The sequence below is a fragment of the Dactylosporangium salmoneum genome, assembly GCF_039532525.1.
Classification (GTDB): domain Bacteria; phylum Actinomycetota; class Actinomycetes; order Mycobacteriales; family Micromonosporaceae; genus Dactylosporangium; species Dactylosporangium salmoneum.
Window position 1 is genome coordinate 115,103 of sequence record NZ_BAAARV010000083.1, and the last position, 15,943, is coordinate 131,045.

12 protein-coding genes and 1 pseudogene are annotated in these 15,943 nt (G+C 72.3%); 4 read left to right on the plus strand and 9 right to left on the minus strand.

All coding sequences use genetic code 11. The annotated features are described in order from the left end of the window. Positions 1-262: 262 nt before the first annotated feature. A complete protein-coding gene (locus tag ABD352_RS41970) occupies positions 263-502 on the plus strand; it encodes a hypothetical protein (RefSeq protein WP_344618158.1) in 240 nt (79 codons plus the stop codon). A 106-nt stretch (positions 503-608) separates the two neighbouring features. On the opposite strand, the gene ABD352_RS41975 is transcribed toward ABD352_RS41970, so the two are convergent. Continuing rightward, positions 609-2,099 (minus strand): hypothetical protein, encoded by a 1,491-nt coding sequence (locus ABD352_RS41975; RefSeq protein WP_344618159.1) that lies wholly within the window; start codon positions 2,097-2,099, stop codon positions 609-611. A 260-nt stretch (positions 2,100-2,359) separates the two neighbouring features. Here ABD352_RS41975 and ABD352_RS41980 point away from each other — a divergent pair, with 260 nt between their 5' ends. Continuing rightward, positions 2,360-3,196 (plus strand): PSP1 domain-containing protein, encoded by an 837-nt coding sequence (locus tag ABD352_RS41980; protein ID WP_344618273.1) that lies wholly within the window; start codon positions 2,360-2,362, stop codon positions 3,194-3,196. On the opposite strand, the gene ABD352_RS41985 is transcribed toward ABD352_RS41980, so the two are convergent. Next, entirely contained in the window at positions 3,193-3,819 is a 627-nt protein-coding gene (locus ABD352_RS41985) for a cellulose binding domain-containing protein (RefSeq protein ID WP_344618160.1), read from the minus strand. The two genes, ABD352_RS41980 and ABD352_RS41985, sit on opposite strands and share 4 nt — an antisense overlap. 156 nt (positions 3,820-3,975) lie before the next feature. Further along, a pseudogene (locus ABD352_RS57860) lies at positions 3,976-4,341 on the minus strand (cellulase family glycosylhydrolase); the annotation flags it as partial. 132 nt (positions 4,342-4,473) lie between these two features. Between ABD352_RS57860 and ABD352_RS41995 the strand changes: the two are divergent. Next, a complete protein-coding gene (locus ABD352_RS41995; RefSeq protein WP_344618161.1) occupies positions 4,474-5,088 on the plus strand; it encodes a response regulator in 615 nt (204 codons plus the stop codon). Here ABD352_RS41995 and ABD352_RS42000 read toward each other — a convergent pair. Continuing rightward, the gene (locus ABD352_RS42000) at positions 5,085-5,717 is read right to left on the minus strand and encodes a DeoR/GlpR family DNA-binding transcription regulator (RefSeq protein WP_344618162.1); all 633 of its coding nucleotides are present in this window, start codon (positions 5,715-5,717) and stop codon (positions 5,085-5,087) included. The two genes, ABD352_RS41995 and ABD352_RS42000, sit on opposite strands and share 4 nt — an antisense overlap. Before the next feature lie 56 nt (positions 5,718-5,773). Here ABD352_RS42000 and ABD352_RS42005 point away from each other — a divergent pair, with 56 nt between their 5' ends. Next, positions 5,774-6,397 carry a LuxR C-terminal-related transcriptional regulator gene (locus ABD352_RS42005; RefSeq protein WP_344618163.1) on the plus strand — a complete coding sequence of 208 codons (624 nt, stop codon included), beginning with the start codon at positions 5,774-5,776 and terminating at the stop codon, positions 6,395-6,397. Here the strand turns inward: ABD352_RS42005 and ABD352_RS42010 are convergent. From ABD352_RS42010 to ABD352_RS42030, 5 genes are all read right to left on the minus strand, one after another. After that, positions 6,369-7,928 (minus strand): cellulose binding domain-containing protein, encoded by a 1,560-nt coding sequence (locus ABD352_RS42010; RefSeq protein WP_344618164.1) that lies wholly within the window; start codon positions 7,926-7,928, stop codon positions 6,369-6,371. The two genes, ABD352_RS42005 and ABD352_RS42010, sit on opposite strands and share 29 nt — an antisense overlap. Positions 7,929-7,941: 13 nt before the next feature. Beyond that, the gene (locus ABD352_RS42015; RefSeq protein ID WP_344618165.1) at positions 7,942-9,015 is read right to left on the minus strand and encodes a putative bifunctional diguanylate cyclase/phosphodiesterase; all 1,074 of its coding nucleotides are present in this window, start codon (positions 9,013-9,015) and stop codon (positions 7,942-7,944) included. A 359-nt stretch (positions 9,016-9,374) separates the two neighbouring features. After that, entirely contained in the window at positions 9,375-10,583 is a 1,209-nt protein-coding gene (locus ABD352_RS42020) for a cytochrome P450 (protein WP_344618166.1), read from the minus strand. 123 nt (positions 10,584-10,706) lie between these two features. Beyond that, entirely contained in the window at positions 10,707-12,014 is a 1,308-nt protein-coding gene (locus tag ABD352_RS42025; RefSeq protein ID WP_344618167.1) for a sugar phosphate isomerase/epimerase family protein, read from the minus strand. Positions 12,015-12,108: 94 nt separating this feature from the next. Continuing rightward, entirely contained in the window at positions 12,109-15,486 is a 3,378-nt protein-coding gene (locus ABD352_RS42030) for a ThuA domain-containing protein (RefSeq protein WP_344618168.1), read from the minus strand. Between the last annotated feature and the right edge of the window lie 457 nt (positions 15,487-15,943).

Consider the following 15,943-nt stretch of genomic DNA (forward strand, 5'->3'; position numbering starts at 1 on the left):
TCTGTTGCCGAATCGCGTCCGCGACCTGCCGATAAAGCGACAAGCCGGAACTCCGGGAGATCATGGCGCCGACCATACGAAGACTTCTTTGACCCGGATATTCTAGCCTTGTGGCCTGTAGGCTAGAATCTGCTTCAGGCACCGGGCCCGGGCTGGGCGGTCCGGGTCCGGTGCTCCCCCATGACCGGGGTGCGGCGCTCGTTCCACTGCTGCGAGCCGCGCGAACGCCGCACCCCACCCTCCCGGAGAGGACCCGCCCCCCATGGCCGTCGAGGAAGAGCCCCTGAGCCCCATCGCTGGCATCGACCTTCGCTACCTGAACGCGAAGATCACCGAGGACGAGGGCGACCTGATCCTGCTCATCGACGACGGCGAGGTGCAGGTGGAGTTCACGTCGGGCATGGGCGGGAACTGGCAGCAGGCCATCGTCGGGGCACAGAAGATGGCCTCGACGGCGCTGGAGTACGCCGCCTCGCTCCGCCGCCGGCCAAATCGCGAGTGAGCGCCTCCGCCCCGCCCCCGCCGCCTCGTGCGGCCTTTTTTGTGCGCGCAAAAAACACCGCCCGGGCGGCCCCGCGAGGGGGCCGCACGGGCGGCGAAGGGGTCTACTAGGCCGCGCGGCGGCGGGACAGCACGACGAACATCCGGCCGAGGACCACCAGCAGCAGGCCGGCGCCGACGACGACGACGGCCCGGGAGCCCGTCACCGGCAGCGTGCCGCCGTTGCCGCCGTTGTCGCTCACGCCGCCGTAACCGCCGCCCGAGTCGCCGCCGCCGTAGCCGCCGCCGTGCGGGGCCGCCGCCGCGGCCTCGAGGGAGCACAGGCCCAGGTCCAGGATCGTGGTGTTGTCGCGCTGGTCGCCGCCGTAGCCGCCGGACTTCCAGGTGGTGCGGACGATCAGCTTGATGCGGATCGAGGTGGCCTTGGCGTACAGGCCGGTGGCGCTGGTCTGCTTCTCCACCGTGCCCAGCTCGACGCGCAGGATGACGACCCGGGCCGGGCGGGCGTCGGCGCCGCCGTTCGAGCCCTCGGTGGCGTGCACCGTGGACTGGCCGCCGCCGAGCTTCGGCAGCCCGGGCAGCAGCGAGTCGAGCAGCGACTCCGGGACCGCCGTCACCCCGGCGAGGGTGCCGGACAGGGCGCTCGTCACGCCGCCGAGCAGGTCCTGCAGCGAGATGCCGGCGATCGGCAGGGCCTCGGCGCGGGCCAGGTCCTCGGCCACGCCCCGGGCGGCGCCGTCGACCGGGACGACGATGTCGGCGTGCGAGCCGGCCGAGTCCAGGCGCACCGCGTCGCGGCCCGGGACGCGCACCTCGAGCACGGGCGCCTTGTAGTCGACGTTCTTCTTGGTCGGGCCGGCGGCCACGGTGAGGGTCGGGGCGCTGAGCACCCGCACGCCCATCGCCGCGGGCGAGCCGGGCAGCAGCGTGAAGTCGGCGACGCCGCCCTCGGCGGTGGCGGTGGCCGACGCCTTGCCGTCGAGCTGGCCGACCTTGGTGCTGGTGCCGCTCTCGATGGCGCCGAAGCGCAGCAGGGCGCGGCCGCCGCGGCCGGGCAGCAGGGCCAGCCCGGCGAGCTTGGCATCGGCGTCGGCCCGGGGTCCCGCGGCGGCGCTGCACTTGGCCGCGTCCTGCCAGGTGGCGTGGGCCTTCAGGCCGCCGGTGCCGGTGCTCAGCGCGCCGAGGTTCACGCCCTCCACCGGCACGGTGGAGGGCTGCTCGTGGGGCGGCGGGGCCTGCTGGTAGGCGCTCGGCCCGATCAGGCCCGGCGGCAGCACGCCGCTGCTCTGGATGTACCGCGCGTCGGCCGCCGCCCGGGCCGGCCCGCCGGCGAACCCGGAGTGCGCGGTCGCGGCGCGCAGCTCAGGCGTGGGCGCCTGGCGCAGGCCGAGCGGGCGCAGGTCGAGGCCGCCGAGGGCGACGGTGCTGCTGGCCGCCGTGGCGCCGAACCCCTCCGGGCAGCCCGCGCTCTCCGCCGTCCCGCCGGCGATCGCCGGCGCCGCCAACGCGACCGGGCTCACTGCCCCGAGAACTCCTGCGGCGGCGAGGGCGACGAGGTACCGGGCTGTTTTTGGGCGCGCGAAAGCAACTTCCGTCATGGCGTGAGGTCCTCCGAGACCGGGAGTACGGGCTGGGCCGCCGCCGGTCTTGGTGCAACGGCGTACCACTGCTGCCCCCAACGAGGCCTTCGCGGACGGGGTTACGCCTCACTTCACGGGCTCATCCGCACTAGTAACGACGAAAGCGCCGGAAAGGCTACGCAGTCGCTCAAAAGTGTCGAGTCGGACTTTTACCCACTTTTCCCGTCATCTGCGGCGGCCCATAGGCGCCCGGCGTGACCCGGGTTACTGTGATCCGCATGGGCATGCTGTGCGCGGTGAGCTTCAACCGCTACGGACGGCTGTTCTACTTCGACCCTGGCGACCTTCGCCCCCAGGTGGGCGACCGCGTGCTGGTGCCGACCGACGACGGGCCCGAGGTGGCCGAGTGCGTCTGGGCCGCCCAGTGGGTCACCGAGGAGACCGAGGGCTTCCCGCGCCTCGTGGCCATGGCCGGCGACGACGACATGCGCCGCGACGAGCTGCTGCGCAAGCGCAAGGCCGAGGCCAAGGTGGCGGCCAAGCGGCTCATCCGCGACCACGAGCTGCCGATGAAGGTCGTGGCAGTAGACCACGTCCTGGACTCCGAGGGCGGGTCCGGCGCACGGACGACGATCTACTTCACCGCACCCCATCGGGTGGATTTCCGCTCGCTGGTGCGGGACCTGGGCGCCACGCTGCACTGCCGGGTGGAGCTGCGCCAGCTCTCGGCCCGCGACTCCGCCCGGGTGCAGGGCGGCATCGGCTCGTGCGGGCGCGACCTGTGCTGTGCCACGTTCCTCAACGACTTCGAGCCGGTCACCATCCGGATGGCCAAGGACCAGGACCTGCCGCTCAACCCGCTGCGCATCTCCGGGGCGTGCGGGCGGCTGATGTGCTGCCTGAAGTACGAGCACCCGCTGTACCAGCAGTTCCAGGCGACGGCCCCCGCCGTCGGGGCTCGGGTGAGCACCCCGGACGGCGACGGCCGCGTGGTGGGCCACAGCGTTCCCCGCGACTCGGTCATCGTCCGCATGGACGCCGACGGCTCGCGCTGCTCGTGCAGCCGCGCCTCGGTCTGCGGATCGCGCCAGGCCTACGAGGAGCGGCACGGCTAGGGCTGCGTGCCCCAGGCGAGCGAGCCGCCGACGTAGCCGGGCACGGTCATCGCGTCGGTGTAGGCCGTCGCCGCTCCCCGGCTGTAGTCGTTGGTCTCGCTGACCGGCTGCCAGTCGGTCCGGCTGACCCGCAGCTGGATCTCGCCCGTGTTGGCCCCGGGCGCGAGCGAGCCGCCGGTGAAGCCGACCTCGATGTACGCGTCGGCACCGCTGACCGCGGGCACGTTCACCACCCGGGTGGTGAGGTTGCCGCAGCCGACCTGGGCCCAGTCGCACCAGATGCTGTACGAGCCGCCGTCGCGCGTGAAGTAGTACCGCAGGGTGACGGAGCTCAGGGCCAGCGCCGAGGTCCCGGCGTTGACGACCTGCAGGCCCGGCTTGATCTCCTGGTCGTTGGTCGCCGGGCTGTTGTTCTTGTACTGCAGCCGGATCTTCCCGGACGGCGGCGGAAGGCCGACGGGCTGGGGCTCGGCGAGGAGGACTTCGACGCCGACGGCGAGACCGAGGGCGAGGCCGAGTCGGTGGGGTTCACCGTGCCGCCGTAGCGGTCGGCCAGGCTCATCCCGTTGGCGCCCAGCTTGACCTGGTGGTCCAGGCCGACGAACTTGCCGTTGTACTGCCACAGCGCCGGCTTCAGCATCGCGTACTTGGCCTCGTCCCAGGTCTTCCAGTCATCCAGCAGCAGGCCGCCGGTGTCGCCGGAGTTGGGGTTGAGCACCCAGAACGTCTGCGAGATGTGGGTCTCGGCGATCAGGTCGCGCAGGGCGAGCATTCACGCCGCTGGGCACGGTGGCCTGGCCGTTCTTCCACTCCAGCAGCAGCTGGGTGGAGATCGGCACGCGGACCAGGTTGATGCCGCGGTCGGCCATCGACTTGGTGATGTCGGTGATGTTGCCCGACCACAGGCCGTGGAAGACCCGCTCGGTGGCGTTGAACCCGAACCAGTTGGTCCCGGTGAGCCAGACCTCGTTGCCGTTGGCGTCCACGATCTTGTTGCCGTTGGCGTCCACGATCTTGTTGCCCGAGGTGTGCAGCCAGTCCTTGGCGGGGACGGCGGCCTCGGCGGGCGGCAGGGCGGCCACCGTCACGCCGAGGGTCACGAGCATGGCCGCAGTGGCGGCTGCGGCCAAGACTTTGAAGCGCATCCTTCCCTCCTGGGGTTCGAGAGCTGTGGGAGCGCTCCCGGTGACGGGTAGCGTAGGCAGGCGGGCATCGGTGCGAAACAATCGCGGCCATCGTTGGCATCGATGTCCCGGGCCGGCGGAGGGGAGGTCCGCATGGTCAGCGTGCTCATCGCGGACGACAACAGCGTGGTGCGGGCGGTACTGCGCGACGTGTTCCACGGCGCGGCCGATCTCACCGTGGTGGCCGAGGCGGCCAACGGGGTCGAGGCGCTGGAGTTGGCCGCCCGGCACCGCCCGACGGTGACGCTGCTCGACCATCGGATGCCGCTGCGCGACGGGCTGTCGGTGGCGGCGGCCATCGGGGCGTTCAGCCGCGTCCTCATGCTCACCCGCAGCGCCGAGGAGCGGGTCGTGCTCGACGCGGTCCGGGCCGGCGCCCACGGCTTCCTCGTGCACGGCCAGTTCGCCCCGGCGGAGCTGCTGCAGGCGGTCCGCGCGGTGGCCGGGGGCGAGTCGCACCTGTCCCCGTCGGCCGCTCGCGTGCTGGTCGACGCGGTGCGCACCGCGCCCCGCCCGACCAACCACTATGGACTGTCCACCCGGGAGCGCGAGGTGATGGACCTCATCGCCCGCGGACTGTCCAATGCGGACATCGCCCGCACGCTGGTGCTCTCGCCCAAGACGGTGGAGAACCACGTGAACCACATCTTCGCCAAGCTGGGCGCGGCCGACCGCCGGGCCGCGGTGTCCCGCTGGACCCCCAACTAGCCCTTCGGCCGCACCCAGGACACCTGGGTGCGGACCACGACGTCGATTTCACGGGCCGGGCACAGCGGCACCGGCCCCTCCCGCCCGGCCGCCTCCGGCGCGACGACGAGTGCCCGGCAGCGCGCCGCCCCGGCCATCCGCCGCCACAGCGCGGCCGCGCCGGGGTGGGCACCGGTGACCGCGCCGCCGGGCACGAAGCCGTGGCAGCCGAGGATCGCCAGGTCCGCCCGCAGGCCGCCGAACGCCGGCCCGGACAGTGGGTCGAGCAGCAGCCCGGAGGCCTGGTCGTAGGTGCCGCCGGAGAGGACCAGCGTGACGCCCGGCGCGCGGCGCAGCGCCTCGGCGGCCGCGAGCGAGGCGGTGGCCACCGTGATGCCGCCGCGCAGCGAGGCCGCGACGGCGGGGAGGTCGTCGAGGAACACCACGTCGCCGGGGCGCACCAGCTCGGCCGGGTCGGAGGGCAGCGCGGCGCCGCCGGGGGTGCGCACCAGCCGCCGGGCGTCGGCCAGGGCGCGCAGGTCGGCCCGCACGCTCACCGCGGAGACGCCCAGCTGCGCCGCCAGGTCCGCCACGCTGGCCCCGCCCCGCGCGGCCAGCAGCGCCAGCAGCCGTTCGTGCCGCACACCCATGCGTGAAGTTTCGGAATCCGTTGCCAGGTGGGCAAGTCCGTGGTGTGGTGGCGCCCGTGACGAAGGTGCTGGTGGTCAGCGGCGCCGGGCACGCGCTGGCCGAGCTTGTCCGCCCCGCGGCGGACGCCGTCGAGGTGCGCCCGCTCCTCGAGGTGCTCGGCGGGTCGGGCGGCGGCGCCGATCTCATCGTGCTGCACACCCACGCGGTGGTGCGCGAGCTCGCGGCCCTGGCCGCGCTGCCGCCGCCGCGGCCGCCGGTGCTCGTCGTCGCGCCCGCGATCGTGCCCGGCGACGTGCTGACCGCGCTGCGCTCGGGGGCCCGCAGCATTCTGGTCGACGGGCAGTACACCCGGGCGGATCTTCTCGACGCCGTGGCCGCGACCGCCCGCGGCCACAGCCGGCTCTCCCCGGTGCCGCTGTCGGTCGTCGTCGACCACGTGCAGAGCCGGCCGGCGGAGCTCGGGCCGGGCCCCTTCCGCCAGCCGCTGACCCAGCGCGAGCTGGACATCATGGAGCTGCTCGCGGCCGGCGAGCCCAACGCCGCCATCGCCGACCGGCTGGCCCTGGCCGAGAAGACGGTCCGCAACCGGGTCAGCCAGATCTACCTCAAGCTGCAGGTCAACAACCGCACCGAGGCGATCGTGCACTGGCTCAGCCGCACGGCGCCCCGTTCAGGGTGAAGGCGGCCGGGTTGGGGTTGCTGCCCTTCCAGGTGCCCTGCAGGCCGAAGGTGAACGCCGCGCCGGGGGCCAGCACCACGTGGTTGCCGTCGGGGCCGACCGTCACGTGCACCCCGTCCTGCGACGCGACCACGTTCCAGTAGCTGAGCAGCTTCTGCCCGGCGGGGTAGTCGAAGCGCAGCGACCAGCCGTCGACCTTGCTCGACCCGGTGTTGGTCAGCGTCACGTCGGCGACGAAGCCGGGGTCCCACTCGCTGCGCTTGACGTACACGACCTTGCAGGTGCGCGTCTCCGCCACGGTGGTGCCGCCGGTCGGGCCGGGCGCGGCCGGGGCGCTGCCCGACGCGGACGGGCGGGCGGAGGCCGAGCGCGACCCGGCCGGGCTCGTCGCCGCCGACGCGGTGCGCCCGGGCGAGGCCGGGGCGGCTCCCGGGGTCGTCGGCCGGTGCGTGGCCCGCGGATCGAGGGTCAGCTGCGGCTCGGACTCGGCCAGCGGCGTCGTGTGCCCGTCGGGCCTTGCCAGAAAAGCCACGATTGCCAGCGGTACCACCACAGCCACCCCGGCGGCGATCAGGCGGATCCACCCGGAGGGCCGGGCGGGCCCACCGGCCACGGCGGCGGGCACGGTCGCGGTGACCCGGGTCCCGCCGCCGGGCCGCGACCAGATGCTCAGCTGCCCGCCGCAGTTGCGGGCCCGCTCGTGCATGCCGACGATCCCGTGGTGCCCGTCGCGCTGCAGGTGGGCCAGGTTGTCGGGGACCGCGAACCCGGCGCCGTCGTCGCGCACCTCCAGGGCGAGCGAGTCCCCGTCGCGCCCGAGCGTGACCGCCACCGTCTCGGCGCGGGCGTGCGCGGCGACGTTGCGCAGGGCCTCGCGCAGGATCCAGCAGAGCTCAAGGGCGGCCGGCGAGGCCGGGTCGGCCTCGGCGTCCTCCAGGCCGGCGCTGTGCAGGATGACGCCGACGCCGGTCTGCGCCGACCACTCCTGGGTGATCGCGGCGACCAGGTCGGGCAGCGGCGCGTCGGCCGGGCTGGCCCGCAGGTCGTCGATGAGGCCGCGGGCGTCGCGGGCCGCCTCCCGGCTGCCGTCGCGCAGGGTCGCGGCCAGGCGGCTGGCCCGGTCCGGCTCGTCGAGGCTGTCGGGCAGCGCGGCCGCGCCGAGCGCGATGGCGTCGAGGGTCTTGCTCAGCGAGTCGTGCATCTCGCGGGCCAGCCGGGCCCGCTCGGCCGCGGCGGCCGCGGCCCGGATCCGCTCGCCGCGGGCCGCCCGGCGCCGCCAGGCCAGCAGGGCCGCGAACGGCAGCACGCCGGCCAGCCCGACCGCGACCTTGGCGACCGGCCCATCGGCGAACAGCAGCAGGGGCACGGCGAACAGCGCGCCGGGCCAGCCGAGCAGGCCGCCGGCCAGGCCCGCGGCGAGGACCAGCGCGAGGGCAGCGGGCAGCGGCGGGAGCACGGTCGCGGCGGCAGCGGCCGCCAGGCCCGCCGCGAGCAGCGAGCCGCCCAGGCGGAGGCGGAGGTGGTCACCCATGGCCCGTCGAGTATCACACCTCGGGGCCCCAGATCTCGGCCTCGTACCGCGAAAGATCATCGACGGGAAGCCAGCGCTCCAGGTCGGACGGCGGGAGGGGGCGGGCGTAGAAGTACCCCTGCGCCTTGTGACAGCCGAGCAGCGTCAGCTCCCGGGCCTGTGCCTCGCTCTCGACCCCCTCGGCGACCGTGTCCAGGTGCAGGATCTGCCCCAGCCGCAGCACCGCCTGGGCCACCGCGCCACCGCGCGAGGTCCCGTCGAGCTCGGCCACGAAGCCGCGGTCGAGCTTGAGCACGTCGACCGGGAGGCGGGCGAGGTAGCGCAGGGAGGAGTACCCGGTGCCGAAGTCGTCCAGCGCGATGCGGATCCCGGCGTTGCTGAGCACGGCCAGCTGGGCCACGGAGGCGGGCTCGCCGATGACCGCGCCCTCGGTCACCTCGAGCACGAGGTTGCCCGGGAAGAACCCGGTGCGCTCCAGGATGCCGAGCACCTGCCCGGCGAAGCCCTCGTCGTCGAGCTGCCGAGGGGAGACGTTCACGTTGAGCTGCAGGGCCGGCATCCGCTTCTGCCAGCGCGCGGCCTGGGTGGAGGCCTCGTGCAGCACCCAGCGGCCCAGCTCGCCGATCACCCCGATCCGCTCGGCCAGCGGGACGAACGCGTCGGGCTCGAGCAGTCCGCGCTCTGGGTGGGCCCAGCGCACCAGCGCCTCGGCCCCGGCCAGGGCGCCGTCGGGCAGGGCCACGATCGGCTGGTAGAGCAGCCGCAGCTGGCCCTCGGCGACGGCCCTTCGCAGCTGCTCGGCCAGCGGGCTCCCGGCCGCCATGCCCGGCTCGTAGCAGACCCAGGCGGCCCGCCCCGCGGCCTGCTCCTCGGCCTGGCGCAGCGCGGTCGCGGCCCGGTCGAGCAGCTCCTCGGCCTGGTACTCCCCCGGCGCGGCCACCGCGATGCCGATCCGGGCGGGTGCGGCCGCTGCGATGCGGCGGGCGACCGCCTCGGCGTGGTCGACGCTGCGGATGTCGGCGAGGACCGCGGCGTACCGGTCGCCGATCCGCCCGACCGGGTCGGTGCCGAGGACGCAGCGCCGCACGACCGCGCCGAACCCGTCCTCGACCCGCCTGCCCTGGTTGCTGACCCGCCGTTCGCTCCCGGGCCTTTCGCCGCTCCCGGGCCTTTCGCCGCTCCCGGGCCTTTCGCCGCTCCCGGGCCTTTCGCCGCTCCCGGGCCTTTCGCCGCTCCCGGGCCTTTCGCCGCTCCCGGGCCTTTCGCCCGCTTCGCTCACGCTGATCAGGAGCAGGGCGGTGCTGCGGCCGGTGTCGGCGCCGCGGGTGAGCGCCGCGGCCAGGGCGTCACGCATCGCCCACACGGTCTGCTCCCGGACGGTCCACACCGCACCAATCGTCCGGCCCGGGCCGTTCTTGAAGAACTCTCGGCGCCCGGGCCGTGCGGTCAGACGGCCGCGGTCCGTCGCGCCGTCAGGGCCACCGGCAGCCTGGTCGGGCTGACCATCATCCAGGGGTTGCGGAACTCGGCGGGCTCGGTGGCGTCGACGGCGATGTCGCCGTACCGGTCCAGCAGGATGTTCATGGCGATCCGCGCCTCCAGCCGGGCCAGCGGGGCGCCCAGGCAGAAGTGCAGCCCGTGGCCGAAGCCGAGGTGTGGGTTGGGCGCCCGGCGCGGGTCGAACCGGGTCGGGTCGGCGAAGACCCGCTCGTCGCGGTTGGCGGCCGCGAGCCAGGTGACGACCACCGCGCCGGCCGGGACGGCGGTCTCGCCCACCGTGGCGTCGGTGGTCGCCCGCCGGGCCAGCCGCGGGAACGGCGTGTACAGCCGCACGACCTCCTCGATCGCCCCCGGCAGCAGCGACCGGTCGGCCCGCACCTCGGCGGCGGCGTCCCGGTGCGCGTCGAGGCACAGCACCGTGTTGCCCAGGGTCGCCGTCGTGGTGATGTGCCCGGCGAGCAACAGGAGCCCGACGAACCCGACGATCTCCTCGTCCGACAGGCGGGCGCCGTCGGCCTCGGCGAGCACGAGCCGGCTGATCAGGTCCTCGCCCGGGTCGGCCCGGCGGGCGCGGATGTGCGTCAGCAGGTAGGCGTTCATGTCCCGCAGCGCCGGTGCGATCGCGTCCACCGCGTCCCTGCCGGTCAGCGCGGCCAGCGATTCGTCGGGGCCGGCGTCGGAGCGCTCGAAGAGGCGATCGGCCCAGGTGCGAAACAGCGGGCGGTCCGCCGCGGGGATGCCGAGCATCTCGGCGATCACGATCACCGGCAGCGGATAGGCGAGGTCCTCGATGAGGTCGATGCGCCGCTCGCCGGCCTGCCGGTCCAGCAGCCCGGTCGTCACCTCGGCGATGCGGGGCTCCAGGCCGGCCACCGTCCTCGGGGTGAACGCCTGGCCGACCAGGCGGCGCAGGGTGTCGTGCCGCGGCGGGTCCATCCGCACGAAGTTGCCGCGCTGGAACAGGTCCAGGTCCTCCTGCCGGGGTACCAGGTCGCCGAGGTCGGAGGAGAACGTCGCGGTGTCACCGAGCACCGAGACGATCTCGGGGTGACCGAGGACGGTGCAGCACCGCCGCTCGTCGTCGTAGAACGCCGGACCTCGCCGGCGCGACTGCTCCAGCCACGCGTGCAGGTCGGACAGGGTGAAGGTCGGCATGGCGCATCACACTCCCGCGTGTGTCGGGGTCACGGGCCGCTCGCCGCCCTACCCGGCCACCCCGGCACCAAACCGAAGAAGGCCGCCCCGGACGGCACCGGGGCGGCCTTCGCTTTCGGGTGATCAGCCGCGCAGGTTCTTCATGCCGGCCGCGCTGATCTTGGAGAACCGCAGGGACTGGCCCGGGTCGGCGTTGCCGCCGGGGGCGTTGTCCTGCTCGTAGTTCGAGTTGTGGTAGCCCTTGGCACCGATGCCGCGGTAGAAGCCCTTGTAGTTGATGTCACTACGGGCGTCGCCGAACGGGATCCAGCTGTAGCCGTCGCCCACGCCGTCGGGCTGGCCGGTGGCGTCGCCGTCCTTGGCGTGGAACAGCGCGTACCGCTGGGTCTGCTTGGCGACCTGGGCGGTCGGGTCGAAGATGTCCTCGACGCGGTTGCCGTTCCAGTCGTACCGCCAGCGGTGCTGGTGCTGCGCCACGTGCGCCCAGTAGACGTCCATCTCGATGACGACGAGGCTGGGGTTGGTGACGTCGAGGTAGTGCTGCATGAGCCGCTTGCCGGACTCGCCGCGGACCTGGGTCGGCGCGATCGGGGCACCGGTGATGCGGTCCTGCGTGACGGTCACCATCGGGCCGTCCTGCAGGAAGTTGTACGCCGGCGAGTGGTTGTGGGTGTACATGTGGATGCCCCACTGCCCGACGGCGATCTCGTTCAGCGCCTGCCACTTCTCGCCCGCGAGGGTCCACGGCTCGATGTTGCGGTTGTTGGCGCTCGTCGGGTCGTTGCCCGTGCCCATGAACGGCATGCCGAGGATCGCCGCGAACTCCAGCTCGGTCTGCAGCCGGTTGTAGTCCTCGGTGGTCATCTTGCCGCCGGCGCTGCCCGGGCCGTTCCAGGTGTTCGGGACGTACCCGTGGTTGCCGATCGCCTGCAGGCCGTACGCGTCGAGGAAGCCACGCAGGGTGCGGCCGTAGGCCAGGTAGGCCGCGCGCGACTCCGCGGTGGTCACCCCGCCCGGCGCCGGGTTGGGGGCGTTGCCGCCGGGGTTGGAGGCGTGCTGGCCGTAGCCGGCGAACTCGATCTGCTTGAAGCCGCACTTGGCCAGGAACTCGAACAGCTCCACCCAGCCGCCCGGCAGCGGGACCAGCGGGCCGAGGTCGCTCAGGTCGTTCGGGAAGTTGGGGCCGCCCAGGTAGCCCATCGTCGGGGAGACGCCGAGCGCCCGGCTCGCGGCGATGCCGAGGCGGGTCGGCACGTCGCGCTGGGTGTAGGTGATCGTGCCGAGCTTGCCGTCGGGGATGAGCCGGCCGTTGGCGGCGCTGGCTAACGACGGGGAGAACACCGACGCGGGGCCGATCGGGCTGAGGGCGGCCGCCGCGGTGAGGCCCGCGCCGGCCAGGAACCGGCGACGGCTGACGTTGCCGAGGGACATCGTTGCTCCTTTGCTGTTTTGTGCGGGGGTGTGCGGCCCGGGGCGGGGCGCGGTGAGTGACAGGGGTTCACGCGCCCCGCCCCGGTGGGTGGTACTAGGGCGCTTTCACGCCCTGGCCGCCGAACTCCACCCAGTTGAGGTTGAAGTAGTTGTTCGTCGGACCGCCCGCGACCGGACGGAACACCAGGTAGATCCGGTGTGCCCCGCCAGGGTTGGTGATCGGGAAGGTCTGGCTGGCGTACGTGGTCGCGTTCGCGGTGGGCGCGATCGTGACCGTGGTGAGGACGGGCCCGTCGACGGCATCGAGGCGAACCTCGACGGCCCCGGTGCCGGCCGCGCCGCTGCCGCCGGAGGTCCGGAACGTCAGCGAGTTGATGTTGGTGAGGTCGATCGTCCCGTTGAGGGCGATCCAGTCACCGCTGCCGATGCCGTTGCGCTGCAGCCCGCCGCCGACATCCGCGGTAGCCGCGGTGGCCGTGCCGAACTGGTCGATGGCCCACTCGACTTCCTGCTTCTTCTGCCGGATGGTCGCCTGGGTGACGGTGGTCAGCGCCGGGATGCCGCCGGGGCCTCCCTTGTCGGTGTACGAGGCGCTGATCACGCCGAACACGTTGCCGCCGTGCGACTCGTCCTCAGCGAACGTGGGCAGCGTCCCCGAGCAGCCGGTCGTGCTGGACTCCGCGTGGCCGTGGGTGTCGTGCCCGAGGACGAACGTCACCTGGACGCGGGAGCAGTCGATCTGACCGTCCTGCGGGTCGGTGACCGTCACGTTGAACGGGATCGTGTCACCGAAGGCGAACAGGCCACCCTCGGTCGGCACGTTGACCTTGACGGTCGGCGAGGTGTTGCCGACGGTGATGGTCGTGTTGGCCGAGGCCGCCTTGCCGCTGGAGTCCGTCACGGTAAGGCGCGCCGTGTAGACCCCGTTGGTGGTGTAGGTGAAGGTCGGGTTCGGCTCGATCGAGTCGGTCGTGCCGTTACCGTCGAAGTCCCACGCGAACTTGATCGAGTCGCCCGGGTCCGGGTCGTTGGACCCCTCGCTGGAGAAGTTGACGGTGAGCGGCGCAACGCCATCGGTGACCGACGCGGCGACCTTCGCGGTCGGCGCCCGCGTGCCCTTGACGTAGCTGAACTTCACCATCAACGCGTCGGGGTTGGCCCTGAAGAAGCCGTCACCGTACGTCAGCAGGTAGAAGCTGCCGTCCTTGCCCCACTTCATGTCCATGGGGTTGTCGCACAGGAACGGGCGGGCCGCGGTCGGGGGGCCCTCGCCACAGCTGAGCAGGTCGTTGATCTTGAAGACCTTGCCCTCCGAGTCCAGCCGGATCTCCTTCAGGAAGTCCCGGGTGAACTCGCCGAAGAAGATGGAGTTGTTGTAGTACTCCGGGAACTTCGTCGGGTTCGGGTTGTTCTTGTCGTACTCGTACTTGGCCGCGCCGTGCGGGCCCACGCCGCCGGTGCCGAGCTCCGGGAAGAGCTGCGGGCACTTGCCGGGCGGGTTCTGCATGTAGTACGCCGCGCAGGGCGTGCCGAGCGGGTTGGCCGCGTTGTTGTCCTGGAACGAGTACCAGATGTCCGGCTGCGCGACCGGCGGCGCGTAGGTCAGGCCCGTGTTCCACCGCGAGTTGTTCTCAGGGCCGCGGGTCGGGTTGTTGCACTCGTACGGCTGCGGGGGGTTGTCCAGCGGCGTCGAGGTGTTGAAGTTCCACCGGTAGTACGGCAGGTCCGGCGAGTAGCACAGCGGCCAGCCGTAGTTGGACGGCTTGCGCACGATCTCCACGCGACCGGTGCCCGCCGGGCCGCGGTTGACCTGCGGCGTCGAGGAGTCCGGCGAGTAGTCGGTGATGTACGCGACGCCGTCGCTGTCCACCGTGATGCGGAACGGGTTGCGGAAGCCCATGGCGTAGATCTCGGGCCGGGTCTTGCCGCCGCCCTCTTCCTTGCCGGTGAACAGGTTGCCGGCCGGGGTGGTGTACGAGCCGTCTTCCTGAACGTGGATGCGCAGGATCTTGCCGCGCAGGTCGTTCGTGTTCTGGGCCGAGCGCCGGGCGTCGACGTACGGCGCGTTGTACTGACCGGTCGTGGTCATCATGTCGTTGAACGGCGCGAAACCGCCCGAGTTGCCGCCACCGGCCGGCGTGTCGTCGCCGGTGACCATCCACAGGTTGTTGTCCTTGTCGAAGGTGATGTCACCCGCGACGTGGCAGCACGCGCCGCGGTCGACCGGAACCTTCATGATCTTCTGCTCGGTCGTCACGTCGAGGTGCGGGGTCTCCCCGTCCACGAACTTGAACCGGGACAGCTGGAAGTAGCCCTTCCAGGGGTCCCAGACGCTCGGGTCGGCACCCGTGGTCGGCGAGTTCGCGGTCGGCGTGGTCGCCGGGTACGGGGCCTCCTGGGTCGCCGGGGCGTAGTACAGGTAGACCCAGTGGTTGTTGGCGAAGTCGTTGTCGACGGCCGGCCCGTACAGGCCGTCCTCGCTCGCCGTGTACACCGGGATCTTGGCCAGCTCGTAGCTGGTGTTCTTGGACATGTCGTGCAGCCGAACGATGCCGCTGCGGTCGGTCTGGACCACCCGGCCGTCGGGGAGCACGTCAAAGCCGATCGGCTCGCCGATGTTCGGCGGGGCCGCGATGGTTTCCATCTGGTAGTTGGCCAGCACCGTGGCGCCACAGTCGCCGTCGGTCGTGCCCGACGCCCACTGGATCGCGCCGCCGAGGTGCGCCCGCAGGTCGACCGTGGAGAAGCTCTGCGGGGTGTCGCCGAGCCCCGTGTAGAACGAGCGGCCGCCCTTGTAGTCCTTGCACCAGGTGATCGGGTGGTCGTAGCCCATGGTGCCGCCGGAGTAGGTGTTCTCGTCGACGGTCGCCAGCACGTGCGAGAAGCCGCGCACGTTGGACGTGAAGTTGTACCAGGCGTCGCTGCTCTTCCAGTACTCCGGAAGGTTCTTCGACGCCGGGTGCACGCGGTCGGCCACCTTGACCGTGGCCTGGGTGACCTTCGACGAGCCGGACGACCGGGTGCCCAGCAGGTCGGTCATGAACGACCAGCTCGGCTGCGCCTCGATCGCCGAGTGGACGCCGACGAAGCCGCCGCCGTCGCGGTAGTAGTCCTCGAACGCGGCCTGCTGGGTCGCGTCGAGCACCTCACCGGCGGTGTTGAGGAAGACGACGACGCGGAACTGCTTCAGGTGCGGCGCGTCGAACTTGCGCGCGTCGTCGGTCTCCTCGACCGAGAACCGCAGCTGCTGGCCCAGGTCGCGAATCGCCTGGACGCCCGCCGTGGTCGACGGCTGCTTCCCGCCGATCGCCTTGGTGAAGACGAGCACCTTGTACTGGTTGCCGTTGTTGCCGGTTGACGGGGGTGCAGCGATCGCCGGTGTGGTGGCGGTCGCGGGACCGACCAGGACAGAGCCGACGAGCGCGAGCAGACCGGCGAACGCGGTCGTACGACGGCCGGGAGCTCTGAACATGGAACCTCCTCCGCGGGGTGTTGCCGGACGGTCGAGCCGCCGAGGACCTCGCTGGCAGACGACGTCCGGCCGGGGGGAACGGGATATTGCGGGTGCGGCACGCCCGGAGGGAAGGCGCACAGCGGGTAATTCGCGTGATGGCACTTGCGGTGACGTCGTGCCGAGATGCGGTCTCGGTGCTCGCCGGGATCCCGCGATGCGGGGCGAGTGGCCTCTCAGTGACGCGTCGTGGTCACCGTATACGGGGGTCTGACCAAAAGAAAGACTTGAAAATTCGAAAGTATTGTTTACTTTGACAGATCTTTCGTCTGATCCAGCAAAAGCCCTGAGACGGGCCCGGCGGCCACAGGCCTTGCCCCGATGGAAGGAGCGCGTGAGCCGCCCGTGGCGTTACTCGCCCGCGGCAACCGGGAGAGAAATCGATAACTGACGATGAGTCAGGCCGGCCCCGACGGCG